Annotated in this window: 17 protein-coding genes; 7 read left to right on the top strand and 10 right to left on the bottom strand. The window is 64.4% G+C overall.

Translation table 11 applies throughout. The features are described 5' to 3' along the window. Positions 1–28 precede the first annotated feature (28 nt). The 5 genes from BUB62_RS16860 to nagB all read right to left on the bottom strand — a co-directional run bounded on the left by BUB62_RS16860 (position 29) and on the right by nagB (position 9,854). Positions 29–1,210, bottom strand: coding sequence for an acyltransferase family protein (locus BUB62_RS16860; protein WP_073112157.1), 1,182 nt, complete (start codon positions 1,208–1,210; stop codon positions 29–31). Positions 1,211–1,460: 250 nt separating this feature from the next. Beyond that, positions 1,461–2,813 carry a RagB/SusD family nutrient uptake outer membrane protein gene (locus BUB62_RS16855; protein WP_073112155.1) on the bottom strand — a complete coding sequence of 451 codons (1,353 nt, stop codon included), beginning with the start codon at positions 2,811–2,813 and terminating at the stop codon, positions 1,461–1,463. A 35-nt stretch (positions 2,814–2,848) separates the two neighbouring features. Further along, positions 2,849–5,890, bottom strand: a complete 3,042-nt coding sequence (locus BUB62_RS16850; protein ID WP_234988806.1) for a SusC/RagA family TonB-linked outer membrane protein — start codon at positions 5,888–5,890, stop codon at positions 2,849–2,851. Between the two features lie 501 nt (positions 5,891–6,391). Further along, positions 6,392–7,603: an anhydro-N-acetylmuramic acid kinase gene (locus BUB62_RS16845; protein WP_073112151.1), complete on the bottom strand. Its 1,212-nt coding sequence runs from the start codon at positions 7,601–7,603 to the stop codon at positions 6,392–6,394. Positions 7,604–7,940: 337 nt separating this feature from the next. After that, positions 7,941–9,854, bottom strand: a complete 1,914-nt coding sequence (gene nagB / locus BUB62_RS16840) for a glucosamine-6-phosphate deaminase (protein ID WP_073112149.1) — start codon at positions 9,852–9,854, stop codon at positions 7,941–7,943. A 344-nt stretch (positions 9,855–10,198) separates the two neighbouring features. Between nagB and BUB62_RS16835 the strand changes: the two genes are divergently transcribed. The 3 genes from BUB62_RS16835 (at position 10,199) to BUB62_RS16825 (ending at position 16,281) form a co-directional block, all read left to right on the top strand. Next, entirely contained in the window at positions 10,199–13,342 is a 3,144-nt protein-coding gene (locus BUB62_RS16835; protein WP_073112147.1) for a SusC/RagA family TonB-linked outer membrane protein, read from the top strand. Positions 13,343–13,430: 88 nt separating this feature from the next. After that, on the top strand, positions 13,431–14,981 hold the full coding sequence (locus BUB62_RS16830) for a SusD/RagB family nutrient-binding outer membrane lipoprotein (RefSeq protein WP_073112145.1): 1,551 nt from the start codon (positions 13,431–13,433) through the stop codon (positions 14,979–14,981). A gap of 40 nt (positions 14,982–15,021) precedes the next feature. Continuing rightward, positions 15,022–16,281: a hypothetical protein gene (locus BUB62_RS16825; RefSeq protein ID WP_073112143.1), complete on the top strand. Its 1,260-nt coding sequence runs from the start codon at positions 15,022–15,024 to the stop codon at positions 16,279–16,281. Positions 16,282–16,366: 85 nt separating this feature from the next. Here BUB62_RS16825 and BUB62_RS16820 read toward each other — a convergent pair whose 3' ends face one another. From BUB62_RS16820 to BUB62_RS16805, 4 genes are all read right to left on the bottom strand, one after another. Continuing rightward, entirely contained in the window at positions 16,367–18,124 is a 1,758-nt protein-coding gene (locus tag BUB62_RS16820) for a glycoside hydrolase family 10-like protein (protein ID WP_143164243.1), read from the bottom strand. 228 nt (positions 18,125–18,352) lie between these two features. Then, positions 18,353–18,994, bottom strand: a complete 642-nt coding sequence (locus BUB62_RS16815; RefSeq protein ID WP_073112139.1) for a M15 family metallopeptidase — start codon at positions 18,992–18,994, stop codon at positions 18,353–18,355. Continuing rightward, positions 18,972–20,249, bottom strand: coding sequence for a serine hydrolase (locus tag BUB62_RS16810; protein WP_073112137.1), 1,278 nt, complete (start codon positions 20,247–20,249; stop codon positions 18,972–18,974). Before BUB62_RS16810 ends, BUB62_RS16815 begins: the two co-directional genes overlap by 23 nt. Before the next feature lie 212 nt (positions 20,250–20,461). Beyond that, positions 20,462–20,725 carry a hypothetical protein gene (locus BUB62_RS16805; protein WP_073112135.1) on the bottom strand — a complete coding sequence of 88 codons (264 nt, stop codon included), beginning with the start codon at positions 20,723–20,725 and terminating at the stop codon, positions 20,462–20,464. Between the two features lie 153 nt (positions 20,726–20,878). On the opposite strand from BUB62_RS16805, the gene BUB62_RS16800 reads away from it, so the two are divergent. From BUB62_RS16800 to BUB62_RS16785, 4 genes are all read left to right on the top strand, one after another. Next, positions 20,879–21,730: a rhomboid family intramembrane serine protease gene (locus tag BUB62_RS16800; protein ID WP_073112133.1), complete on the top strand. Its 852-nt coding sequence runs from the start codon at positions 20,879–20,881 to the stop codon at positions 21,728–21,730. 156 nt (positions 21,731–21,886) lie between these two features. Continuing rightward, complete coding sequence (locus BUB62_RS16795; RefSeq protein ID WP_073112131.1) at positions 21,887–23,089, top strand: esterase/lipase family protein; 1,203 nt, start codon at positions 21,887–21,889, stop codon at positions 23,087–23,089. A 95-nt stretch (positions 23,090–23,184) separates the two neighbouring features. Further along, complete coding sequence (locus BUB62_RS16790; RefSeq protein ID WP_073112129.1) at positions 23,185–24,879, top strand: FAD-dependent oxidoreductase; 1,695 nt, start codon at positions 23,185–23,187, stop codon at positions 24,877–24,879. Positions 24,880–24,987: 108 nt separating this feature from the next. Then, entirely contained in the window at positions 24,988–26,007 is a 1,020-nt protein-coding gene (locus tag BUB62_RS16785; RefSeq protein WP_073112127.1) for a bestrophin family protein, read from the top strand. A gap of 37 nt (positions 26,008–26,044) precedes the next feature. Here BUB62_RS16785 and BUB62_RS16780 read toward each other — a convergent pair. Next, positions 26,045–26,416, bottom strand: a 372-nt coding sequence (locus BUB62_RS16780; protein WP_143164003.1) for a Tn3 family transposase, incomplete at its 5' end; no start/stop codon positions are given.

The raw sequence follows: 26,416 nt of genomic DNA, 5'->3' as shown, positions 1-26,416 counted from the left end.
CCACCCACCGCGAGACACTGCGTGAAATCTAAACTTTAATAATCACGCCTTTCCGGTACATAACCCAGAGCACGCCCAACCAGATGAGTACGCAGGCCAGCGCGCCGGCCAGCGAGGCATTGCGCGGGTCGGAGAACCAGGGGGCGAACAGGGTTTCGTAGAGCACCTGCTTCATGCTCACGGCTTCTTTGCCGCGGAAGGGGATTTTCCAGGTATTGAGGCCGCGGGCCACCAGGCCGGAGAGGAAAAACACGGTGATGGCATTCACGCCGTACACCAGAAAGGGCTTGGTCCAGCGGCGGTAGCCCTGCACGTCGCAGAGCCAGTAGAGGGCCGCCAGCCCGACTATGGCCAGGCCGCCGGTGTAGAGCACGTAGGAGCTGGTCCACAGGCTTTTATTGATCGGAAACCATGGATTCCAGATGAGGCCGAGCACGATGGCCGCGCCGCCGGCCAGCAGCAGCCACACGGTTTTGGTGGCCGCATCGGGGCCGGGGCGGCGCAGCCACTGGCCCGTTAGCAGGCCCAGCAAACCAGTGCCGATGGCGGGCAGCGTGCCCAGCAGGCCCTCGGGGTCCCAGGTTTTGCTTTGCTTCCAGAGGTGGTTTTCGCTGAACACGAGCCGGTCGAGCCAGGCCCCGAGGTTGGTGGCGGCCTCCAGGTTGGCGGGGCCAAAGCCGGGCACCGGCACCAGCTGCATCAGCACGCTGTAGAGCACCAGCGTGCCGGCCAGCAGCGCGGCCTGGGTGCGCCAGCCGGTTTTCAGAAAGATGATTCCGCAGACCAGAAACACCCACGAAATGCGCGCCAGCACGCCCGGAATGCGCACCGTGCTCAAATCCCACTGCAGAAAAAAGGCTCCGAATAAGCCCAACCCAAACAGGATGGCCGAGCGACGCACAATGCGCAGCAGCAGTTGCGGATGCCGCGCCCGGTCGCGCTTCGCCGAGGCCAGCGCGTACACGATGCTCACGCCCACAATGAACAGGAAGAAGGGAAAAATCAGGTCGGTGGGCGTGCAGCCGTGCCACTCGGCGTGCTCCAGCGGCGCGTAGATGTGGCCCCAGTCGCCGGGGTTGTTCACCAGAATCATGGCGGCCACGGTGAGGCCGCGGAACACATCGAGGCTGATGAGGCGGCCGGGCTGGGAAGCTTCGGCCAGCGGCGCGGCGCCGGTGGTGTCGAAGGCGGCCTGGGTGGTGGTTTGCATGGCGTGGGCAGGGCAGGTTGGGTGCGCCGCTAAGGTCGTTATTTGGCTGGTATCCCAAAATAACGGTATTGTCATGCTGAGCGAAGTCGAAGCATCTCTGCCGCTTCGTTGAAACCTCACCCCCGACCCCTCTCCAAAAGAGAGGGGAGCCGGACGAAGCGGGAGAGATGCTTCGACTTCGCTCAGCATGACAGTTACTATTGCATATATCAGCACAACAGCCACGTACTGCCCTCACTATTCAGCAAGTCTAAATAGCCGGGTCAGCCGGCGTGCTGGGGTTGTTCACGCGCTCCTGCTGCGGATACGGATAGGCGTTGCGGGTGCGCTCCGTGAGGCTGGCGGGCGGCGCAGGCCGATTGAAGCGGCGGCTGTCTTCCAGGCGCTGGCCGCTCAGATACAGCTCGGCGCTGCGCTGCTTGTACACTTCCAGCAGCAAGGCCTCTACCGTCAGCGGGCCCGAATACGCGGGCAGATTGGCGTGCACGCCGAATGGGTCGCCGCTGGCCTGGGTGCGCACGGCGTTGATGTCGGTTAGGGCGGCGGGCAGGTCGGGGGCGGCGGCGCGCAGGTTGGCTTCCGCCCGAATCAGGCGCATCTCATCGGGCAGGTAGGCCGGAATGTCGCTGGTTTGGGATGTAAAAAAGCCGGCCAGCGTGCGCAGGTTGTCGGGGCCGCCGTTGTTGCGGTCTATTACTACGGGGCCGGTGAGGTAGAAATTCAGCCGGCCGTCGCCGGTTTCGACCAAGCCTGCTGGCAGCCCAAACAGGTCGCGGGGCTTGAAGTTGCCTACCTGCGTGGCGGCCGTAAACACCGGATTCGGGTTTTGGGCCGAGTAGGTGAAAGCCGAGCGCACGCTCAGCGTGACCAGGTTGGCGGCGGCCAGGGCGGCGGCGTAGTTACCGGCACGCAGGTTGAAGCGGGCCCGGTAAGCCTGCACAGTGTTGGGCAAATTGAAAGCCGCGCCCAGCACCTGCGTATTGAACTCAGTGGAGGGCGCATTGGCGGCCAGCTCTGCGGCGGCCAGATCGAGCAGGCGCACGGCTTCGGCCAGCAGCTGCGCCCGGCTCACGAAGGGCGTGGTGCCGTTGCCGTTGGGGTTAGCCGAAAGGGGCCCCTGCTCGAAGCCGGATGCCACGGCCCCCAGCGCGGCGGCCTTGAACAGGTAGGCATGGGCCAACACGCCACTGCGGGTGGCCGCATCGGTGGCCAGCACGGTGGGCGCGGCAGCAATGAGCTGATCGGCGACGTTGGCCACGCGGTAATTGCGGGCAAACAGGGCCGTGGTGTTGGCATTGCTGGGCGAGAGCTGCGCCCCGCCCTGCTCCAGCTCAATCACATTGAAAAACGTCGTCACACCCTTCAGCTCGCGGGCGGTGGTGCCGGTGGTGATGATAATCGGCTCCAGGGCGGAGGTGGAATAAAGCTGGCGCAGGCCCAGGCTAAGGCCGAGCACACCCTCGCGGGTGGTCAGCGTCTGCAGGTCGGTGGCGGCGTTGGGGTTGGCCAGGTCGAGGTCGCAGGCGGCGAGGCTGAGGGTGCCGGCCAGCAGCACGGCGGCCCAGGGGCGCAAAAGGAAACGAAAAAAAACAGGGATGCTCATATCGTTCTACGGCTGAAAGTTGAAGAAGCGGCCCGCTAGAAGTTGGCCGTGAAGCCCACCGAGCCCGAGCGCGGAATGGGCACTTCCACGAAGTCGAAGCCGCGCACGGCGTTGCTCTGACCGGCGGCATTTACCTCGGGGTCGTAGCCCTGGTAGTCGGTGAAGACCAGCAGATTGCGACCCGCCAGCGAGAAGCGCACATCGCGTAGCCCCAGGAACTTGGGCCGCAGCAGGTAGCTCAACGAGGCTTCGCGCAGCTTCACGAAAGAGCCATCCTGCACCCATTTATCGAACGTGACGTACTCGGCCACGCTGGTGCCTTTGGGCTTTTCGCCGCGCAGCTCGGCTTCGTAAATCTGCAGGCCGCCGAATGTTTCGCGCGAGCCCACGCGCTGGGTGAAGTTGAAAACCGAAAAATCCTGCTGGGTATCGAACTGCAGGCGCAGCTGGAGGCGGTTGTCGAGCAGGGCCACTTCGTTGATGAGCGAGGCCACGTAGCGCGGGTTGGGGTCGCCGAGCACGCCATTGAGCAGCGTGCCCGAGGGTTGGCCATCGGCGCCGCGCTGGGGCGTGTTGTCGGCCCCGAACGTGCCCTGAATGCCCCGCTCGCGCTGGGGCAGGCCGCCGGGTGTGAGCAGCAGCGAGCCATCGGGGTTGCGGGCTGAGTAGGTACCATAATACGTGCCCAGCGGCCGGCCTTCCACCGCCGCCACCAGCCCAAAGCCGTTGGGAAACGTGACCAGCCCGTTCGGAATATTGGTGATGCGGTTGGTATTGTGCGAGAAGGTGGCAATGACGTTCCAGCGCACGGCGGCGGTTTGCACCGGCGTGCCGCGCACTAGCAGCTCCACGCCCCGGTTGCGCATGTTGCCGATGTTGTCGAAGCGGGAGAGGTAGCCCGAGCTGAGGGCCAGGTCGCGGCGCAGCAGCAGGTCCGTCACCTTCTTGTCATACACCGAAAATTCCAGGCCCAGCCGGTCGTTCAGGAAGCCCGCATCGATGCCCGCTTCTATTTCGCGCTGGCGCTCGGGGCCCAGCCGGTTGTTGCCCTGCAGCGTAGCGGGGGCCAGCCCCGGCAGGCTGCCCAGCACCACGGGGTCGTAGTTGTTGAGGCGCTGATAAGGCAGAATGGCGGTCAGGTTACCGGCCTCGCCATAAGAGGCGCGCAGCTTAAACTGGGGGGCCAACCGGTTCAGGGAGCCATTTTTCCAGAACTCCTCCTCCGACAGCACATACGACAGGCTGGCCTTTTTGTACCGCTGCGTGCGCACGCTGCTGCCATAGATTGAGGCCGCATCTACGCGCAGGGCACCGGTCAGGAAAAAGCGGTTCAGCAGCCCGAACGTCTGCTGCACAAACGCGCCGCGGATGGTTCGCTCACTGCGGTCTTCGCCCGACGGCCCCAGCGTGCCCGTGGCCGTGGTTACGATGCCTGGCGAGAGGCCAATGGATTGCACACCGGTGCTGAAGCTCTGCAGAAACTGGAGGGTGCCGCCCACGGTGGTCGTACTGGCCAGCTTCTCGCTTATATCGCGCTTGTAGCTCAGGGTCAGATCGTTGTTCACCAAAAACGTGGTAGCATCAGCGCGGCGGGCCAGGCCGGTGGTGAAAGTGGGTGCGGTGCTGCCGCTGGGAATGAAGCCCGACGCCACCTGCGTGCTGGCGTCGTAGCCCAGCACATAGTCCACGCTGAAGCCGGCGAAGGGCGTCAGGTTGAGCTGGGCATCGCCGATAAAGCGGGAGGTGCGCTGCTGAAAATCGAAGCGGTTGATGGCCTCCAGCGGATTGGTGCGGGTGATGTTGGCCGCCGTGCTGGGGTAGCGCCCGGTTACAGGGTCGGGCTCGGGGTTGATGTAGTTGTTGGCGAAAATAAAGCCCGTGAGCACGCCGTAGGCCTCGTTGATGCCGCCGTTGGGTAGCTCGTGGCTGCGGCTGAGCGTGTAGTTGGCTCCCACGCTCACGCTGGCCTTCGAGCCCAGCGTCTGCTGCACGCGCACCCGGCCGCCGCCGCGGTTGAAGTCGGTATTCTGCACGATGCCCTGGTTGCGGAAGTAGTTGCCGGAGGCAAAATACCTGGTGCCGCCCGTGCCCCCGCTCACCGACACGTAATCGTCGGTGCCCACAGCCGTGCGGAAAATATCCTCCTGCAAATCGTAGCGCGTTACTGGGGTCTTGCTCAGGTCGGCATTGGCCGCGGCCGTGCCGCCAATGGTAGTGAATCGAAACGGCTCCTCGTTATACGCCAGCTTCTTGCGCAGCCGCGACACCAGAAACTGCGACGATACCGTGACCTGCGGCACACCCTCGCGGCCGCGCTTCGTAAAAATCTGCACTACGCCATTGGAGGCCCGCGAGCCGTAGATGGCCGCCGCCGCCGCGCCCTTAATTACCTCAATCCGGTCGATGTCGTTGGGGCTGATATCGACCAGCCGGCTCTGAGCGTAGCCGCCCAGGTCCAGCAGCTGCAGCGACTCGCTGTTTACCAGCACGCCATCAATAATATATAGCGGCTCGGAGCTGCCGGCCACCGTGCTGGGGCCGCGCAGACGCACCGAAATGCCCCCGGCCGGATTGCCGGAGTTCTGGGTGATCTGCACGCCCGCAAACTTGCCCTGCAGCGCCTGATCTACCTGCGTGGGCACGGTGGTGCGCAGCTCGTCGCCGCTCACGGTGGCAATGGTATTGCCGAGCTGGCGCTTGCTGGTGGCTACGGAGGTACCCGTTACGACCACTTCGTTCAGCTTTAGCTGGTCTTCGCTCAGGGCCACATCGCCCACAGCTATAGCCGCTTCCGTGCCCAGCGTGAGGGGCCGGCGCACGGCGCGGTAGCCGATGGAGGATATCTCCAGCTGGTAAGCGCCGGGCGCGAGCCCTGCTTCCAGCGAAAAGCGGCCATCGGCCCCGGACGTGGCTCCCACTACTGTGTTGAGTACCCGCACGGTAGCGCCGGGCAGAGCCGCGCCATTAGCATCCAGCACGCGCCCTTGCAGCGTGTAGCGCATATTTTGGGCAATGACCGGCCCGCTGAGCACGAGCAACAGCACGACGGCCAGCAGCCCCAAAGCACGGCTTCGCAAGCCATGCCAAGAGTATGAATGGATCATAAGCGAAGAAGAAAAAGGTGGGAGAATGTGATGCACCTACCGGCTAAAGCAGGCTGTGGCCCGATGGCGGATACAATGGAGTACTTCCAGCAGTATCTGCCAGCGCACGGGCACAACCAGCAAGAACCTAAGCCGATAGCGAAACTAAATTATATAAAAATTTTGATAATATATTGTATTTATAAATACATCTTTTACCGCCCGGTACATAACGTATGGAAGTAGCACGAATGACAGCCGAATCAACAAGCCGCGTAGCGGCGGCAGCTTTGTAGAGAATGCGGGTGAAGCAATCCAAAGCCGCGTAGCGGTGACAGAGTCGTTCCGGCATTTCTGTCACCGCTACGCGGCTTGTTGATTCGGCTGTCATTCATGCTACAAACCTGCCGCCGCTACGCGGCTTGTGTGCCATCCGGATTACGCGTAGTTCCACTCCTTGAGCAGATATAGCCCGCTAAGCCCTTACAAAAACGCTCACCCCGGAAACGAAATCTTGCCCATCGTGACGGCCGGCACGCGCTGCCGGCCCTGCCCGATGGCGACCGGCTGGCTCGCTACCGCCTCGTTGGCCAGCACCGCAAACAGAATGGCTTCCTTGGCATCGGGCAGCACGCCCAGCGCCTCGGTGGTGGCGAAGCGGGCGGCGGGCAAATGCCGCTGCAAAGCCGCCCGCAACGCCGGATTGTGCGCCCCGCCCCCACTCACATACACCGCCTCCGGGGACGGCTGGCCGCCAAAAGCCGCCCGCACGGCCCGCGCCACGCCCACGGCGCTCAGCTCGGCCAGCGTGGCCAGCGTGTCTTCGAGGCCCAGCGCGGTGGTGGCGCTGTGCTGCTGCGCCGCGGCCAGGTACGCAACGCCGAACAGCTCGGGGCCGGTGGTTTTGGGCAGTGGCGCGGCAAAGAACGGATGATCCAGCAGCGCCGCCAGCAGGCCCTCGTGTACTCGGCCGGCCAGGGCCAGGCGGCCGTCTTCGTCGTACTGCAGCCCAGGGCGGTGCGCGCGCACGGTGGCATCGAGCAGGGTGTTGCCGGGGCCGGTATCGGTGCTAAAGGCGGTGTGGGCGGCCTGGCCGGCGCGGGGCAGGTAAGTGAAGTTGGCAATGCCGCCCAGGTTGAGCAAGAGCCGCTCTTCATCGGGGCTGCTGAGCAGCAGAAAGTCGCCGTAGGCAGCCAGGGGAGCCCCTTCGCCGCCGCCGGCTAGGTGTTTCTGGCGAAAGTCGCTGAGGGTGATGATGCCGGTGCCTACGGCCACATGGTCGCCGTCGCCGAGCTGCAGGGTGGCGTTCAGGTCGAAATCGGGGCGCTGGTGCTGGTGGCGCGGGGCGTGGTACACGGTCTGGCCGTGGCTGGCTACCAGGTCGATGTCGGCGGGATTTATGTTCCACTCGCGCAGGCACTCCCGGATGGCCGCCGCGTGCAGGTTGCCCAGCCAGGGATTCAGCAGCGTGAGGTATTCGAGGCTCACTTGCTCGCGGGCAAACACGGTGCGGATGCGGGCGCGGGTGGCGTCAGTGTAAGGCACGGTGCGGAACTGCTCCAGCGCCAGCCGCGTGCCGGCCCCGTGGCCCGTGAGGCGGCACAAGGCTACATCCAGCCCATCGAGCGAAGTGCCCGACATCAGGCCGATGATGCGGCGGCTGGGCTGGCTGGCTAGTTGGCAGAGGCGGGCAACGTAGGGGTTCATGGGCGGGGCGGTGAGGTTGTGGATAGAACGAAGCTCCCCTCCTCAGATGAGGAGGGGACGCGGCGGCGCAGCCGCCGCTGGGGTGGTTGACCCGCGTGCTGAGGTTGTTTAGTTGTTTATCAGAATGTGATGCTGAGCGAAGTCAAAGTGGTGCTACCGCTTCGTTAGATTACCAATCTGAGGTCAGCACGCGAGATTCCTCGGCAAGCTCGGAATGACGTTCTGATAAACAACTAAACAACCTCAGCACGCGGGTCAACCACCCCCGTTGCGCCTGCGGCGCAACATCCCCTCCTCATCTGAGGAGGGGAGCTTCGTTCTGCTCTCATCAGCACCCTCAAAATATCCACCTCACAAACGCCTCAATCCCCTCATATTCCGGCAAGCCCAGCTGATCGTAAATCTTGGCGGTGGTGCGGTTGCGGGCTTCGCTGCGCTGCCAGAACTCGCGCTGATCGGCGCCGGGGAAAAGGGGGCGGTCTTTCTGGCTCTGGTGCTTGAAGATGGCGCGGCGCTTACGGGTCAACTCCTCGGGTGAGAGCGGCACGGCCATTTCAATCTGATCCACGTCCCACTCCTGCCAGGCCCCGCGGTAGAGCCATACCCAGCAGTCCTGCAGCCATTCCGTGTTGGCTTCTTTCAGGCGGCGCACGGCCTCGAAAATAGCCGCCAAGCACACGCGGTGCGTGCCGTGCGGGTCCGAAAGGTCGCCGGCGGCGTAGATCTGGTGGGGCTTTATCTGGTTGAGCAGCTCCATGGTGAGGCGAATGTCTTCCTCACCAATCGGCTTTTTGCGCACCCGGCCAGTTTCATAAAACGGCAGATCCATGAAGTGGGCGTGGTCGTCGGGGATGCCGGCGTAGCGGCAGGCGGCCTTGGCCTCGCCGCGCCGAATCAGGCCTTTTATCTGCTGCACCTCCTCCGAATCGACCTGGCCGGGGGCTTTGTTTTTGAGGAAATCGGCCACGCGCTGGTAGAGCGTTTCCGCCGCCTGCTCCTCCAGGCGAAACGCCGCGTCGTAGTCGGCCACGAACTCGGCGAAGCGAATCGTCTCATCATCGAACACGGCAATGTTGCCCGAGGTCTGGTAGGCCACGTGCACGTCGTGGCCCTGATCGACGAGGCGCAGCAGCGTGCCGCCCATCGAAATAACGTCGTCGTCGGGGTGGGGCGAGAAGATGAGCACGCGCTTGGGGAACGGCGCGGCCCGCTCGGGCCGGTAGGTATCGTCGGCCGCGGGCTTGCCGCCGGGCCACCCCGTGATGGTGTGCTGCAGCTGGTTGAATACCTTGATGTTGATGGTGTAGGCCAGCCCCGATTCGGCCAGCAGCTCCGACAGGCCGTTTTCGTTGTAGTCGGTGTCGGTGAGCTTGAGGATGGGCTTTTCGAGGCGGCGGGCCAGCCAGGTTACGGCCTTGCGCACCAGCGCCTCATCGGTCCAGCGGCAGGGCACGCCGGCCAGCCAGGGCGTTTTCTGCGCCGTCAGCTCGGCCCCGGCGGCCTCGTCGAGCACGACTTCCACGTGCGGGTGCTGCTGCAGATAGGTAGCCGGCACCGAGTCGCTGGGCTCGCCCTCCACCATGCGCTTTATCACGGCGGCCTTGCCTTCGCCCCAGGCCAGCAGCACAATGTGGCGGGCCTCCAGAATGGTGCCCACGCCCATCGTAAGAGCGCGGCGGGGCACGTTTTCCTCGCCGTAGAAGTCGGAGGCCGCATCGGTGCGGGTGATGTGGTCGAGCGTAATCAGGCGGGTGCGCGACCGGGGCCCGGAGCCGGGCTCATTAAAGCCGATGTGGCCGGTGCGCCCGATGCCCAGCAGCTGCAGATCGATGCCGCCGGCTGCCTGAATCTGGCCCTCGTACTGCCGGCAAAACTCGGCCACCTGCTCCGGCGCGAGGGTGCCGTCGGGAATGTGCACGTTTTCGGGCCGGATATCGACGTGGTCGAACAGGTACTCACGCATGAAGCGCACGTAGCTCTGCAGCGAGTCGGGAGCCATGGGAAAGTACTCATCGAGGTTGAAGCTGACCACGTTCTGGAAGCTCAGCCCCTCCTCGCGGTGCAGGCGCACCAGCTCCTCATACACCCGCGTGGGCGATGAGCCCGTGGCCAGCCCCAGCACGGCCATGCGCCCCTCGGCGGCCCGCTGCCGGATGAGGGCCGCAATGCCACGGGCCACCGCGGCGGAGGCCTGCTCCGAATCGGGATGAATGGTGACGGACAGCGCGGGCGAAGTAGCGGGAGTTTCCATAGGAGCGGGCGGGAAAGGGTGCAGGAGGAAAGTTGCCGGTTTGCGGGCAGCTTTCAAAGGCAAAGTTTGCTTGCGCCCCACTATATAGTTTTTTCGCCGCAAGCCGTGCGCTAGCTTTATCCGGGTATTGGGCAGTAGTTTGTCCGTAAAAAGTATAACTTCTGCCCGGCTACCAAACCCTGTTGCCACCTGCGCTTGGCTCACCGCATGAGAACCAACCCGTTTGCTAGCCCGATGAAGCATTGCCCGCGTTTTTCAAGCCATCAGCGTTCCTGGTATGCCCGCGGGGCGCTGGTTTTGCCTTTTCCCGACCTCCCCTTTTTTCACCTCCATTCCCACTCTCTATGAACAGACTCTACTTATTGCTGCTGGTACTGGGTGTCCTGCTGGCTTCGCCGGGCCGGGCCCAGAGCCTGCGCACCATCACCGGCACCGTCACGGCCAGCGCCGACCGCACCCCGCTCCCGGGCGTGACGGTGCTGGTGAAAGGCACCACCACCGGCGCCAGCACCGGCCCCGACGGCCGCTTCACGGTGCAGGCCGCGCCGGGCAGCACGCTCATCTTCAGCTTCATCGGCTACACCTCGCAGGAGCGCGTGCTCGGCGACGAAACGACGCTTGAGGTCGGACTGAAGGAAAATGCCACCGAGCTGAACGATGTGATAGTCACGGCCTACGGCATCAAGCAGGAGCGGCGCCAGATCAACTATGCAGTGCAGGAAGTGAAAGCCAAGGACATCATTGAGTCGCGGCAGAATAACATTGTGAATGCCCTGCAGGGCAAAGTGGCCGGCGTGAGCGTGAACAGCGCCGGCGGCGGCCCCGGTGAGGGCGCGGCCATCGTTATCCGGGGCGGCACTTCCCTCGACGGCGACAACCAGCCCTTGTTCGTCATCGACGGCGTTATTATGGACAATTCGTCCTTCGTGGAAAGCACCAATCCCGGCGGCGGCTCGGCCTTCAATGGCATTCTGGGCCGCTCGGTGGGCACCACCAACCGCGCGGCCGATATCAACCCCGAGGACATTGCCAGCATGACGGTGCTGAAAGGTCCGGCCGCGGCCACGCTCTACGGCCTGCGGGCCGCCAACGGGGCCGTCATCATCACCACCAAGCGCGGCCAGAGCGGGCGCACCAGCATCGTGTACCGGGCTCAGTATTCGATAGATGAGGTGAACCGCCTGCCCAAGCTGCAGGGCCGCTATCAGCAGGGCTCCACCGGACAGTTCGATCCTACTACGCGCCGCTCGTGGGGGCCGCAGTTTGCCGATGGGCAGCCCATCTACAACAACCTCGAAGATTTTTTCCGGACGGGCAAAGCGGCGCAGCATTTCCTCACCGCGTCAGGCGGCACCGATAAGGCCACGTTTCTGGTGTCGGCTTCCCGCCTCGATCAGACGGGCGTGGTGCCGGGCAGCAAATACGACAAAACCTCCCTGCGCCTAAACAGCACCGTGCGGCTGACGCCCAAAATCGGGGTGGAAGCCTCGGCCAACTACCTCAACTCGGGGGGCGAGCGGCCGGTGCAGGGGCCGGGGCTGTTCGGCTCGAGCGGCGGGTATCTGGTCAGCATTCTGAACTGGCCGCGCAACGATGATATGCGCGTGGCCTACAACCCCAACGGCAGCCGCCGCCGCTTGCTCGGAGCCTTCAGCGGGGCCGGGGCCGACGACGATGCCGACAACCCGTACTGGACTGTGGAGCAAAACCCGCAGACCGACCGCACCAACCGCTTCATCGGCAACGCCACCGCTACCTACGACCCGCTGGAATGGCTGGGCGTGCGCTACACGCTGGGCACCGATTTCTATCAGGAGCGCACCCGCTCGGTGCGGGCCGTGGGCACGTCGCTGCGCGACAACCAGAACGGCGGTATTGCCGAAACGGTGAACTTCAACCGGGTGCTCAACTCCAACCTGCTCGTGACGGCCCGGCACCGGTTTTCGGAGAACCTGAATTCTACGCTGGTCGTCGGCAACACCGTGGAGCAGAATAAAAATGAGGCCAACGACTTCCTGGGGCTGATTTTTGCCACGCCGAACTTCGTGGGCATCAACAACACGGTGAACCGCAACGTGCTGCAGCGCTTCAGCACGCGCCGGCTGGTGGGCAACTTCGGGCGCCTGAACGTGGATGCTTTCAACCAGGTATTTCTGGAGCTGCAGGGCCGCTACGACATGTCGTCGACGCTGCCCCGCCCCGACAAGAAAAAGAATTTCGGCAAGGGCTTCGGCTACGGCTCGGTGGCCCTGGGCTACGAGTTTACCCGCACGCTGGGCCTGGGCCAGAGCAATATTCTGAACTACGGCAAGCTGCGGGGCTCCTACGCCAACGTGGGCAAAGACACAAGCCCCTACCGCGTAGATTCGCCGCTGGTGACGGCCACCTACATTGGGGGCGGCTACCGCAACGGCTTCTTCGGCTCCAACCCGATTCTGAAGCCGGAGCGCACCGGCTCCTTCGAGGCCGGCCTCGATCTGCAGTTTTTCCAAAACCGCCTGGGCCTGGATATGAACGTGTATCAGTCCATCACCAGCGACCAGCTTATTGCGCCCCGCGTGAGCCAGGCCGCCGGCTTTATTCTGCAATACATCAACGGGGGCAAGGTGCGCAACCGGGGCATCGAAGTAGCCCTGAGCGGGACGCCGGTGAAGCTAAACAATGGCTTCTCGTGGGACGTGCTGGCCAACTTCTACCGCAACGAGAACCGGACCCTGGCCCTGCCCTCGGTGCTGTCAGTGGTGTATCAGTCTGATGCTTTCGTGATTGATTTTGCCGAAGGCGGCGCCTTCCCCGACAAGGCCCTGACCTCCATTGGCGCCTCCGACTGGAACTACGTGACGGACGCCAGTAGCCCTTATTATGGGCAGCGCGTCATTGGCGCTTCGGGCTACCCTACCGTGAATGCCAACTTCGTCTACGCCGGCAACCGCGCCCCGGACTACACGCTGCAAGTCACCAACACCTTCGCCTACAAAGGCCTGTCGCTGGCCTTCCTGGCCGATTTCCGCAAGGGCGGCCTGGTGGTGAACGGCAACGACTGGAGCGCGACCCGCTCGGGCCTGAGCGAGCGGACGCTGGAGCGCGGCAAGCAGGTAACCTTCCCCGGCGTGGTGGCCACCACCGGCTCCGACGGCACCGTGACCTACACCCCCAACACCCGCACCGTAGAGCTGAGCGAAACGTACTATCGCAACATTCTGGGCACCGTGGGCACGGCCTTCATCGAAGACGGCTCCTGGGCCCGCCTGCGCTACGCGACCTTCAGCTACACCTTGCCCGCCAAACTGCTGGGTGACAAGATCATCAAGGGCGTGGAGCTGAGCGTGACGGGCCGCAACCTGGTGCTGTTTACGCCCTACAGCGGCGTAGACCCCGAAACGGCCGCGGCCGGAGCCGGGGTGCGCGGCGGCGGCTCTTCCGGCTTCGACTACGGCGGCGTGCCCGCCACCCGGGGCGTGGATATGGGCCTGCGGGTCAGCTTCTAATCGTTTTTAAGCCGTTTATGCCCGGCCTCGCGTCGGCCGGCCTGTTGCCGGCCGGGCGCGCCCGGAGCATCCAACCAGACAAAATTCCATGAAAAAACACCTGCTGTTTCTCGGGCTGCTGCTTGGCAGTGAGGCGCTGACCTCCTGCGAGAGCTTCCTCGACAAAAATACCGACCCCAACAACCCCACCACGACTACGCCCAACCTGCTGCTACCCAATGTTATTGCCATGGGCATTCAGGCCCAGATGTTTACGGCGCTGCGTACGCCCTACATCACGCAGTACTTGGTGAGCCGCACGGCCAATAGCGGCGGCAACGACCAGTACTACTTCACCAACGCGCAGAGCACCAACACGTTCAACTACACCTACTTCTACTCGGGCTCCAATATCCCGGGCATGATAAAGGCGGGGCAGGACGAAGGCTCGCCCTACTATGTGGGCACCGGCAAAATCATGATGGCCCTGATTCTGAGCCATGCCACCGATATGCTGGGCGATATTCCGTACACGGAAGCCTTCAAAGGCTCACAGAACTACACGCCCAAGTACGATTCGCAGGAGCAGATTTACGCCACTGTTTTCCAGCTGCTGCGCGAGGGCGCGGTGCAGATGAAGCGCCCCGCCGCCGAAAACGTGCGGCCCCTGTACTCCACGGCGCCCAGCGTGAGCGGCGACATTCTCTACCAGGGCAACACGCAGAAGTGGGTGAAGCTGGCCTACGCCCTGCGCGCCCGCCAGCTGCAGCATCTCAGCAAGAAAAGCACCTACTCGGCCGCCGCCGTGCTGGCCGCCTGCGACAGCGCCTTCACCTCCTCCGCCGACGATGCGCAGCTGAACTTCCAGGTGGCCGTGGCCCCGCTGACGGGCACCACCAACATCTTCGGCACCACCCGCGCCAACTTCGGCACCGCTACGTTTGCTTCCAACTTTGTGAAGTACGTGAACGGCAACGGCACCTTCCCCGGCGTCACGGACCCGCGCGGCCCCATCATGACCTCGGCGGCCACCGTAGGCACGGCCGGTATTGATCCGGGCCGGGGCGGCGGCGTGGCCACCACGGCCACCGGCGGCGTCACGGACTTCTACAGCTCCTGGTACGCCCGCGACCTGGGCTACTTTGAGGTAATTACCTACCACGAGCTGAAATTCATTGAGGCGGAGGCGGCTTTTAAGGCCGGCAACACCGCCCGCGCTTTTGCCGCCTACCGCGAAGGTATCCGGGCGCACATGGCCAAAATCGGGCAGGGCGGCTCCAATGCCTCGCCGGCCGTCACGTTCTCTATCATCACGCCCACCCAGATTGATAACTACCTGGCCAGTGCCGCGGTAGCGCAGTCGCCGGCCACGCTGACCATTCGCAACATCATGGAGCAGAAGTACATTGCCATGTTCCTGAACCCGGAATCGTGGTCGGATCTGCGGCGCTACGACTTCTCCAACCAGATCTACGTGAACCTAGTGTACCCGAGCTACCCCACCAACGTACCGCAGGCCAGCCAGCCGCTGAAAGGCCAGTTTCCGCGTCGCCTGCTGCCCGGCCTGACCGAAGTGCAGTACAACCCGGCCGAAGTGGCCCGCCTCGGGGCCAACGACCCCGACTACGTGACCCGGCCCCTGTGGTGGGACATGCCGTAGCCGGTGTGGTCCTATTTTTCTCTCCTGAAGCCTTCAAGTCATGAATAAAAGTTATCTGATCCGCCTGTCCTCCGCGCTGCTGCTGGGCGGGGTGCTCCTCACCGCAGGCTGCAAAAAAGATTACGAGGAGCCTTACTCCGACATACAGGATGCCAACGGCCCCGTGACGCTCACGGGGGCCATACCCGTGGTTACGAAGTACGCGCCGGGCGAAGCAGTCCGCATTCAGGTGGCCGTGGCCGACCCCGAGCAGGTGCAGGAAATCCGGCTGGTGCAGGTGGTCAGCAAGACCGACTCCACCGTGGCGGGCACCGTTGCCCCCAATTTCACCTACGATGCCATCAACCGCACCTCGTCGCAGCTGGTAACCTACACGGTGCCGGCCGGCCTGCCCAATAAGCAGCCGGTGCGGCTGGATGTGGTGGTCAACTTCAAAAACGGCGGCTCCCGCACCCGCGCCGTACCCTTCAACGTGGCCCGGGCCCCGGAAATCAAGTTCGGGGCCACGCCTGCTACCTACCGCAACGGGCTGCCCGCCACCCAGCAGTCGGAGGACGATTTTATCACGTACTCCCTCATTCTGAACGAAACCGGCATCAACACCCTGCCCGTAGGCTACGTGGTGGGCTCCGCGCCGCCGTTGTTCAAAACACTGGACAGCCTTTCCTATTACTACAAAATCGGGAATGGCCCTACTGTTCGCATCGGCTCGGTGCGCCTGAGCAGCGGGGCCGCCGCCACCCGCAGCGTTGATGTGACGGTGCCCCGGGGCTCGGTGGGGCAGCAGGTAACCTATGGGTTTGTGGTGTACTCGCTACAGCAGTCGGCATCCGTAAGCAGCGCCGTGACGGTGGTAGCCCCCGCGCCCCTGCCGCAGCAGCGCGTCGGCCGCCTGGCCTTCGGCCCCAATGCCAGCCCCGATTCGCTGTCGTTCAACCTGAAAACCGGCCTGAATGAACTCAATGCCAGCCCGGCAGCTAACAAGGACATTTACCTGACCCTGAATGGCAGCGCATTGGTGCTGGCCACGGCCAACGCCACGCAGTTTTTCCGCCTGCCCAGCACCGAAACCTCCACCCAGTTTTTCACCTCGGCCACCGTCAACTCGGTGGCGCGGCGCTACTATCAGGCCCAGGCCGCCGGGCAGCTCACCACCTCCGTTGCCGGCCTGACCGTGAATGACCTGATCTTGGTGAAGCTGCGCAATACCAGCGAGTTTCTGATACTAAGGGTACTGAGCACCAGAGCCAGCACGGCCGGCTCCACCGCCCGCCTGCGCTTCGACTACCGCTCGATTTAGCGCTGTCACTTTTAAACAACAAAAAGCCTCTCCCGCAGCTGCGGGAGAGGCTTTTTGTTGGGGCATGGTGCTCCGCTTATTTCTCTTACCGACCCCCAAACAGCCGCCCAAAGAAGCCCCGCTTCTTCTTCGCCTTGGTTTTGGTCTTAATCTTCGTGACGGTGGCCGTTTCCGCAGGCTTCACTGTAGGGCGCGGGGCGGGCGGCACGGGGCGGGCCACCGGCGCCGGGGCAGTTGGGGCAGCGGCCGGCGCTTCGGCCTGGGCCACGATGATTTCAGCGGCTTTGCCCTGGGTCATTACCCGCACGGGGCGGCTTTCGTTGTGTAGCCGGTCTACGGCGGTGAGGTAGTAGGCGTAGTCGGTGCCGGGTACGGCGGCCGTATCGACCAGCGTGGGCGCCACGCCGGCGCGGGCGGGCACCAGGGCCAGAATGTTGCGCGGGTCGTCGGGGGTGGGCGTTTGGGCCTTGGTGAAGCGGTAGACCACGTAGTAGCGGGCTACGTCGCCGTCGGGGGCGGGCGGGCCGGGCTGCCAGGTGAGGGTGATGGCGGGCGCGGTGCGGGTGAGCACCAGGTTCTGCACCGGGCGGGGCGGCACGGCATCCAGCCACGGCATGGCGGGCACCAGGGCCGGGTAGCGGAACAGGTTCTGGCGCAGCGAGTCCTGCATGTGCAGCGGGTTGCGCAGCAAGGATTTGGAGCTGAAAAACACGCTGCCACTCACCTCCGTCGGGTACGAGCGGTTCAGGCGAATCTGCTTGGGCATTTCGCGCGGATTGCGCCAGGACGTGTCGGAGCGGGTGTTTTCCAGCATCCGATAGAAGCCCTGCCCGATGTAGAGGTGGCGGTCGAAGTGGTTGCGCGTCCACCACTCCAGCAGCACGGGGTAGGGCACCAGCCTGAAGGTAGAGCTCCAGTAGAGCTGGGGCACGATGTAGTCGATCCAGCCCTGCTGCAGCCACAGGCGCGAGTCGGCGTAGAGGTTGGCGTAGCTGGGCTGGCCGGCGCGGGTGTCGGAGCCATCGGGGTGGGCCGATTTGTTCATCCAGACCCCAAACGGCGACACGCCGAACTTCACCCAGCGCTTGGTGCCCTGAATGGTGTCGTGCAGGGTTTCGATGAGTTTGTTCACGTTCTGCCGCCGCCAGTCGGCCAGGGCCAGGCCGTCGGGGTTGTACTGCTGAAAGGCGGCCTCGTCGTGGATTTTCTGGCCGGGCTCGGGGTACGGGTAAAAGTAGTCGTCGAAGTGAATGCCGTCGATGTCGTAGCGGCGCACCACGTCCAGAATCACGTTGGTGATGTGCTGGCGCACTTCGGGCAGGCCGGGGTTGTAGAGCAGCAGCCCGGCGTAGCGCAGAAACCACTCCGGATGCTGGCGGAACGGGTGCGTGGGGGCCAGCCGCCGCGTCACGGAATCCATGCTGGCGCGGTAGGGGTTGAACCAGGCGTGAAACTCCATGCCCCGCAGGTGGGCTTCTTCGATCAGAAACGGGAGCGGGTCGTAGCCGGGAGACTTGCCCTGCTGGCCGGTCAGCCACTTGCTCCAGGGCTCCAGCTCGCTCTGGTAGAAAGCATCCGAAGCGGGCCGGACCTGCACGAACACGGCATTGATGCCATTGCGCTGCTGAATATCGAGCATGCGGCGGTATTCGCGGCGCTGCTGCTCGGGCGTGAGCGTGCGGCTGCTGGGCCAGTCGATATTCTCCACCGTAGCAATCCAGACGCCGCGCATCTCGCGCTTGGGCGGCATATTCTGGGCGTGCAGCGCCCGGCCGAAGACCGTCAGAAAAAGCGCAAGAAGGATAAAAACAGCGAGGCGAAAAACCGGGAACAATCGAAGCATCAGCACGGAAACGAAGAAAAACGCCCGCAAATTACGCAGCCCCGCGCCGGGTAGCACGGTGCGTTTCGTTGAAAGCGGTTTTTGCGCAGAAAGATATAGCTGTAGCGACAGGGTGTAGAGACGCATACTTGCGTCTCGTCGGCCGCGCAGTTCGATGGGGTCGTTCGACAGGGCCGTTCAACGACGAGACGCAAGTATGCGTCTCTACATCGTTCAAAGAAACCCTAACTACTCCAACTCCTCAAACGCCACATCCAGCAGATCAAACTCGGCCCAGCGGTGAAAGTCGAAGTGCCACCACTCGCCGGGGTAGTTCTGGAAGCCGTGGTGGGCCAGCACGGTGCGCAACAGCGTGCGGTAGTGGCGCGCGTCGGGCGGCACGGGCTCGTAGTCAGCGTGGGCGGCGGGCGTGAAGTCGTCGAAATCGGTGGGCATGGGCACGGGGCGGCCGGTAGCCAGTGCCACCAGGCCCACATCCACGGAGCAGCCGCGGTTGTGGCGGGAGCCGCGCCAGGGCGGGGCGGCGTAGGTTTCGTTTTGGATCTTGTCCCACATGCGCACCGTGGTGCGGTAGGGCCGGTAGGCATCAAAAACCAGCAAACCCAGCCCGTGAGTGGCCAATTCGTGCTGAGCGGCCGCCAGCGCCTCGGCAGCCGGCCGGCGCAGATAGGCGGCAGCCGTGGCGTAGAGTGCCTCGCCCATAAAGTTGCGGGCCGTGGCGTAGCGAATATCCAGCCGCAGCGTCGGAATGGCAGCGGGCAGGCTCACCAGCGCCTGTTCGGCCTCGCGGCGCACCCGCCGCCGGTACTGCCCCGCCGACAGTACCACCGGCCGGGCGGCCTGCGCATCATTGGGCATCGGGCCGGGCATAGTCGATTTTGAAGCGGCTCAGATCGGGCCGGTGGCGGCGCGGGCGGGTCAGCTCATACTGGTACACGGCTTGGCCCAAATCACGCAGAAAAGGAAAGCCGACGGTGTCGTACTCGTATTTATCATCATTCAGCACTTCGTCGGCATTCACATAAAGCACGGCGCTGAGCAGAAATTCCACGCCGTGGTCGAAGTCGGCCACGTAGGCGTTGTCGATCAGGAAACCATAGGCCTGCCCGATTTTATTGAACACCCGCACGCCCGGCGGCAACGGCGTGGTGCCGCCGCCACCCAGCAGAAACTTGGCGTACGTATCGGGGTAATGGGCCGCGTCGTAGCGCGGGGCGCGACTTTCGCGGGGGTGCATGGAGAGGTAGCGGTAGAGGAACTGATAGTCGTCGGCAGCCAGGGCGAAGCGCTGCCGGGGCGGCATGGCTTCGGGGAACAGCACGGCCCGCAATACCTGCTGCTGATCGGCGAGGGAAAAGTAGTTTTTGCGGCTGAAATCCATCGGTTTCGCCACCAGTTTTTCGCCCTGCATATATGCTTTGCCGATTTGCTCGCCGCGCAGGCGCAGCCGGGGCAGCGCCTGGCCGTTGTAGGCGGCGGGCTGCACGTAGAGCGGCCGCTGCAGGGTGGTATCGGCGAAGAATGCCAGCGGATTGGTGTGGCGCGAGCCGGGCTCCTGGTCGCCCACGGAGAGGCGATGGATGAGGCGCGTGTGCCGCAGCCCGCGCCCGCGCAGCTCCGCGTTCAGCGCCCCTTGCCCCATAAACTCATACAGCCGATTGAAGCCGTCGTTATCACTCACCAGCAGCACCTTGCGGATATATTGCCCGATACTGGCGCGGCCGGTGGCGCTGCTCGTGTCGCGGAGCACCGGCGTCTGGCCCGCGAAGGCGGAATCAATGCGCAGGGGCGAATCCAGGCTCAGGCCGGGCACCTGGGGGCGCAGGGCACGCATCTTTTGCAGGGCCAGCACGGCGGCGGGCAGCTTCACGGTGCTGGCCGGGTAAAAATACTGGCGGGGCCGCACCCGGTAGCGGAACGTGCGGAAATGCGGCCGGTTTTGGGCGTCCCGGTCAATGCGGGTGTACAGTATCTGGAGGCGGTAGCGGGCGGGCGCACGCAGCACGCGGCCGAAGCGGGCGGTATCGGCGCGGAGCAGGCGCGGCAAGGGGCTGCGCAGCTGTGCTTGAGCGGGGTTGCTTGCGCAGGCGAGTAGCAGAGTCAGGCCCAGCCAAGCTTGGCGCATACGAAATAGGAGAGCCAACATACGCCGGAAAGATACGCTTCCGGCGCGGGTTGGCTCTTGTTGGGGTTTATGGGCAATCGTTGCCAAACCGGCTGTCATCCTGAGCAGAGCGAAGGACCTTATCACGAAAGAACAAGAAGCGTGGCAACGACTCGTTATAGCGTGATAAGGTCCTTCGCTCTGCTCAGGATGACAGATGCTATGCTTGAACCCTACTGCTCCTTCGGGCTGCCGTCGGCAGCGGAATCGGGGCCGCCTTCGAGGCCGTTGGTCTGGCTGGCGTTGCCGTAGTCGCCGCGGATGCCAGCGCCGTCGCCCATGTTGCTCTGGGTGCTGGCCGGGATGCTGCCGGGGCCTTCGACAGCGGGCGTTGGGGCGGCGTTGGGTTCAGTCTGGCGGCCTTCCTGCTCGGCGCGGGCGTCGGGGGTGCTGGCGATAGGCTGGTCGGGCTGGGTAGTTTCGGGAGTGGTCGACATGGAAAAAAGAATAAGGTGACAGACTGCCAGCACGGGCTGGCTATTGGGCTATACGCGGCCTCCGCCGGCTGGTTGGGCCTGGTTTTGGGGGCGGTTTGGCCAGCGGTGCCTGTGGTTAGGCCCCGCCCTCCCCGGCTCTCGCAAAACGACACATTGGCAGACCGTCCCGCTTCCGATCCTGCCGAGCTGTTCGCTCAGAAAACTGATGCCGAGCTGCTTTATCTGGCCCAAAACGCCCCGCGCTACCCGCCTGCGGTGGGCGCGGCCGCCGTGCGGGAGTTGCAGCGCCGGGGCCTGGTGCCCACCGGGCAGCCCGCGCCCCCGCCCCACCCCACTGCCGCCCCGCCGGAGCCAGAGCGGGGAATTCTGGCCGAAATCGGGCACAACCTGTTCGGAGTTTCCCGCGCCTATTTCATTACGCCGCTGCTGCTGCTGCTCAATCTGGCCGTGTTTGCCGCCATGGTAGCCGGCGGCCTGGATGCGTTTCACCCCGACAGCGCCACGCTGATTCGCTGGGGTTCCAACTTTTCGCCCCTCACACTGCCCGGGCAGCCCTGGCGGCTGCTCACCAGCTGCTTTCTGCACGGTGGGGTGGCGCATCTGCTGCTCAACTCGCTGGCGCTGCTGTTTCTGGGCCGGCTCTGCGAAACGCTGGTAGGGCCGGGCCGCCTGCTGCTGGCCTACCTGCTCAGCGGCGTGGGCGGCAGCCTGTTCAGCCTGTGGTGGCACACGCGGGGCGTGAATTCGGTGGGGGCCTCGGGGGCCATCTTCGGGCTGTATGGGCTGGTGCTGATGCTGGCTCTCACGGGGGCCGTGCCCATGACCAAAACCCAGCGCTACAGCCTGATCTGGCTGATTTTGCTGCTGGTGCCCGGCGAGCTGCAGGCCGGCCTGAAAGCCACTACCGACAACGCTGCCCACCTCGGCGGGCTGGCTACCGGGCTGCTGGTGGGCGGCGCGCTCAAGCTGCTGGCTCGCCTGCCGGGTAGCAGGCCAACAGCGTAGTCGTGACCGATGCCCTGGGCCGCGTGGTGCTGCAAGAAGCGGCCCGGCCAACGCGGCCGGCGCCCGCACCGTAGATTTGCGTACGCAACCGGCCGGCGTGTATCTGCTGCGCCTGCACACGCCGCGCGGTCCGGTTGCGCCCCAGCTCCTGATTCCGTGACCGATTCTGATTCGCCTGCCGAAGAACCTACCAATAATGAGCGCCCTTCGCGCTGGCGTCGATTTTCGACGGCCGCGCGAAGGGCGGCCTCGTTTCCGCTCGCGGGCTTCGACTACCTCTACCGCACGGGCCAGGCCTACGGCCACTTCACGCTGCCCATTCTCAACGGGGCCTTTGGCGACCAGCTGGCCGCCCGCCACGACGAGCGCGCCATCTGGTTCAGCTTCCGGCGCTACGGCACCGATGTGGCCGTGCCCGACCTGCATCTGCCTGCCGCACCGGCCAAAACGGTGGTGTTTCTGCACGGGCTGATGGGCGATGAGATGATCTGGCAATCCGGCTCGCCCGATACGCCGCGCTACGGGCCGCTGCTACAGCAGGAAGCCGGTGTGCAGTGCCTGTACGTGCGCTACAACAGCGGCCTGCACATTTCGGAGAACGGCGAGCTGCTCAATAAACTACTCACTGAGTTGGTGCTGGCCTACCCCGAAGCCACCAAGGAACTGGTGCTGGTGGGCCACTCCATGGGCGGGTTGGTGATTCGCAGCGCGGGCTACTATGCTTCGCAATGGACAATTAACAATGAGCAGGCAGCAAGTGCGCAACCGCTGCCTGCCCCAGGTGAAAATGCCGTAGCGGCCCCGACCGAAGAGCCAGAAGCTGAAGAGCCAAAATCTGAAACCCAACAACCCGAAACCCCAGACCAAGCGCCCTGGCTAAGCCGGCTGAAGTCGGTTTTTCTGCTAGGCGTGCCCAATGAAGGCTCGTTTCTGGAGCAGAACAGCCACTTCACCTCCGTGGTGCTGCGCAAGGTGAACGTGGCCCCCACGCGCTTCCTGAGCGACGTGATGAACCAGCGCAGCAATGGCATCAAGGACCTGCGCCATGCTTTTTTGGTAGCCCAAGACTGGCAGCACCCGCGCGCCGACGACCTGCTGCCCCCGCGCACGCTGGTGCCCCCGCTGCCTGGCGTGCAGTACCACGTGCTGGTCGGCTCGCTGCTCAAAACCGCCGGCTCGGCCCTCGACCACTACTTCGGCGACGGCCTGGTGGGCGGCGGCAGCGGCATCGGCCGCCTCTTCGGCGACCCTGCCCTGCCCCCGGATTCCGGCATCCGCACCCGCATCTTCACCCGCCAAAGCCACGGCGGGCTGCTTTCCAATGCGGAAGTGTATGCTTATCTGCGGGAATGGATGTGAAATGACCGGCAGCCGGCGCGGGGCAAACAGCCGCGGCCTCAAAACCGTTAGCGGATAAGCCGGCCGCCGTTGTGCTGGCACGCAACCTGCCCCGCATGAACCTCAACACCTCCTCTGCCCCGCCCCCGCCGCTCGACCCTCGCGACCCGTACGCCCGCACCGCCCAGATTTTTCCCGTGCTCAGCGAAGAGCAGGTGGCCCGCATCCGGCCCTTTGGGCAGCTGGAGGAGCTGCCGGCGGGCACCGTGCTGTTTGAGCGCGGGCAGCGCAGCGTCGATTTTTTCGTGGTGCTGCGCGGCTATATTGATATTTACGAAAACACCGCCGCCGGCCCCCAGGTTATCACGGTGCACGGCGAAAATCAGTTTACCGGCGAGCTGGACCTGTTCAACGACCGCGAGATTCTGGTTGGGGGCCGCGTGGGCGAGGCTGGCGGGCAGATTCTGCGCGTCAGCCGGCCGCAGTTCCGCCGCCTGCTGGTGGCCGAGCCCGAAGTGGGTGACCTGATCATGCAGGCCTTTATGCTGCGCCGCTTGGGCCTGATTACGCACCAGCAGGGGGCCGTCACGCTCGTAGCGCCCCACGATTCGGCCGATGCGCTGCGCATTCAGCGGTTTCTGGACCGCAACGGCTACCCCGTGCAGGTGCTCGATGCCGCCGATGAGGCCGCCCGCCAATTGCTGGCCACGCTGCCCGGCGGCCTGGCCGCGTTGCCGGCCGTATTTTTGCCCAACCAGCCCGCCCCGCTCTGCAATCCGCCCACGCTGCAGCTGGCCGAAGCCCTGGGCCTGGTAGAGCAGCTGCAGTATGATGCGCCCTACGATGTGGCCATTGTGGGGGCCGGGCCGGCGGGACTGTCGGCGGCGGTGTATGCGGCTTCGGAAGGGCTGCGCACGCTGCTGCTGGAGCTGGAAGCGCCCGGCGGGCAGGCCGGCACCAGCTCGCGCATCGAAAACTACCTGGGCTTTCCGCTGGGCGTATCGGGGCAGGCGCTGGCGGCGCGGGCGCAGGTGCAGGCCCATAAGTTTGGGGCCACCATTGCCCTGCCCCACCAGGTGCGGGGCCTGAACTGCGGGCAGTGGCCTTTTTTGCTGACGCTGGAAGAAGGGCAGCCGCCGGTGGCCGCCCGTGCGGTGGTGGTGGCCTCCGGCGCCCGCTACCGGCGGCTGGGCGTGGCGCACGAGGAGCGCTTTGAGGGCGTGGGACTCTACTATGCCGCTACGGCTATGGAAGGCGAAATCTGCCGCCACGAGGACATCATTGTGGTGGGCGGCGGCAACTCGGCCGGGCAGGCGGCCGTGTTTTTGTCGCGCTTTGCCCGCCACGTGCACGTGCTGGTGCGCGGCGAGGGCCTGGCCGCCACCATGTCCGACTATCTGGTGCAGCGCATTCTGGCCTCGCCCCAGATTACGCTGCACCCGCACACCGAAATTGTGGCGCTGGCCGGCGAGCGGTATCTGGAGCAGGTGACGTGGCAGCACCGCCAGACCCGGCAGGCCGACACGGTGCCCATTCGCCACGTGTTTCTGATGCTGGGGGCCGAGCCCAACACGCAGTGGCTAAACGGCTGCCTGCAGCTCGATGAAAAAGGCTTCGTGCGCACGGGCCTGCCCCACCCCGCGGCCAACGCCAACCAGCGCCCCCCGCTCACGCTGGAAACCAGCATTCCCGGCGTATTTGCGGTGGGCGACGTGCGGGCCGGCTCCGTGAAGCGCGTGGCCTCGGCCGTGGGCGAAGGCGCAATGGTCGTCAGTCAGGTGCATGAGGCGCTGGCTGCGCTGGGCGAGTAAAGGCTGCCACAGCTTCTGAACTTTTAGGGCAAAACACGGTCATTCCGAGCGCAGCCGAGGAATGACGTTTTGTTAAAAATTGCCAACAGCTCCTAATTTCTCTGCTCTATGTACGTCCGCCGTATCATTCGTTTCAGCCTTATTATGCGCTTTGCCTGGCGCAACCTGCTGGGCTTCACCCTGTGGTCGGGGCTGCTTACGCTGGGCTACGGGTTTTTAATCCAGCGCGGGATTGATATCCGGCTGCCGTTTGCACCGCTGAGCACCATTGGCATTGCCGTGGCTTTTTACCTGGGCTTCAAAAACAGCCAGTCGTATGACCGCTTCTGGGAGGCGCGCAAAATCTGGGGCGGCATTGTGAATGCCAGCCGGCTCTGGGGCAGCCAGATCTGCGCCTACGTGGCCGCACCAGCCAGCCCGGCGGCCCCGAATTTGCCCGCTCCGGAGGTGGCCGCCGAACACCGCACGCTGCTCTACCGGCAGCTGGCCTGGCTCAATGCCCTGCGCCTGCAGCTGCGCCGCACCACCATCTACGACCGCCAGAACGTGAGCTACGTGCCCGACCTGCACCTGACCACCGGCGGCGGCCCCGAGCCGGAAGTGGAGAAATTTCTCGCGCCCGCCGAGTATGCCCGCGTGTGCGGCAAGGCCAACGCGGCGGCCCAGCTGCTGCACCAACAGGCCCTGGAGCTGCAGCGGCTCCAGCGCGAGGGCCTGCTCGACGATTTTCGCCACATCGACCTGATGCAGACCGTGAAGGAGTGCTACAGCCTGCAGGGCATGTGCGAGCGAATCAAAAACACGCCCTTCCCGCGGCAGTACGCCTATTTCAGCACCGTCTTCGTGTGGATTTTTGTGCTGCTGCTGCCGCTCGGGCTCATCAGCGAGTTCAGCAAGCTCAGCCAGGGCAGCGCCGTGTGGCTCACGGTGCCGTTTTCAGTGCTGATTTCGTGGATCTTTCTCACCATCGAAATCGTGGGCGACAACTCCGAAGACCCCTTCGAGAACTACGTCAACGACGTGCCCATGACGGACATCTGCCGCACCATCGAAATCGACCTGCGCGAAATGCTGGGCGAAACCGACCTGCCCGAGCGCATTCAGCCCGTCAACGACGTGCTGCTTTGAGTTAGGGGTAGCACAAGAGTAAGAACAGAAATTCCCGTTAGGGCAGTTGGGCGAGCTGTTCTTCCAGGCTCGTCGGGTCGCGTAGCGGCCGCAGTTGGCCGGCCGCAATGCCCTCGGGCAAGGTAAAATCGTAGCGACCGAGCATGTTGATGTGCTCGTGCAGCAAGGGCGAGAGCCGGGCCACCTCGCCCGGCTCCGGCGGTTCGGCCACGGCCTGGTGTTGTTCCAGCGCCTGTTGCAGATAGCGGGTATTCCACAGCACCAGGGCGTTGACGACCAGCCCGAGGGCGCCCAGCTGGTCCTCCATGCCCTCGCGGTAGCGCTGGCGCAGTTCCCCCTTCTTGCCGTGAAACACGGCCCGGGCCAACTTTCCGCGTCTTGCCCTCCGACGCGTCCCGCCCAGTACGAG

Origin of the sequence: Hymenobacter daecheongensis DSM 21074 (assembly GCF_900141805.1) — a bacterium.
Classification (GTDB): Bacteria; Bacteroidota; Bacteroidia; order Cytophagales; family Hymenobacteraceae; genus Hymenobacter; species Hymenobacter daecheongensis.
This window is presented reverse-complemented; position numbering and strand designations above follow the sequence as displayed.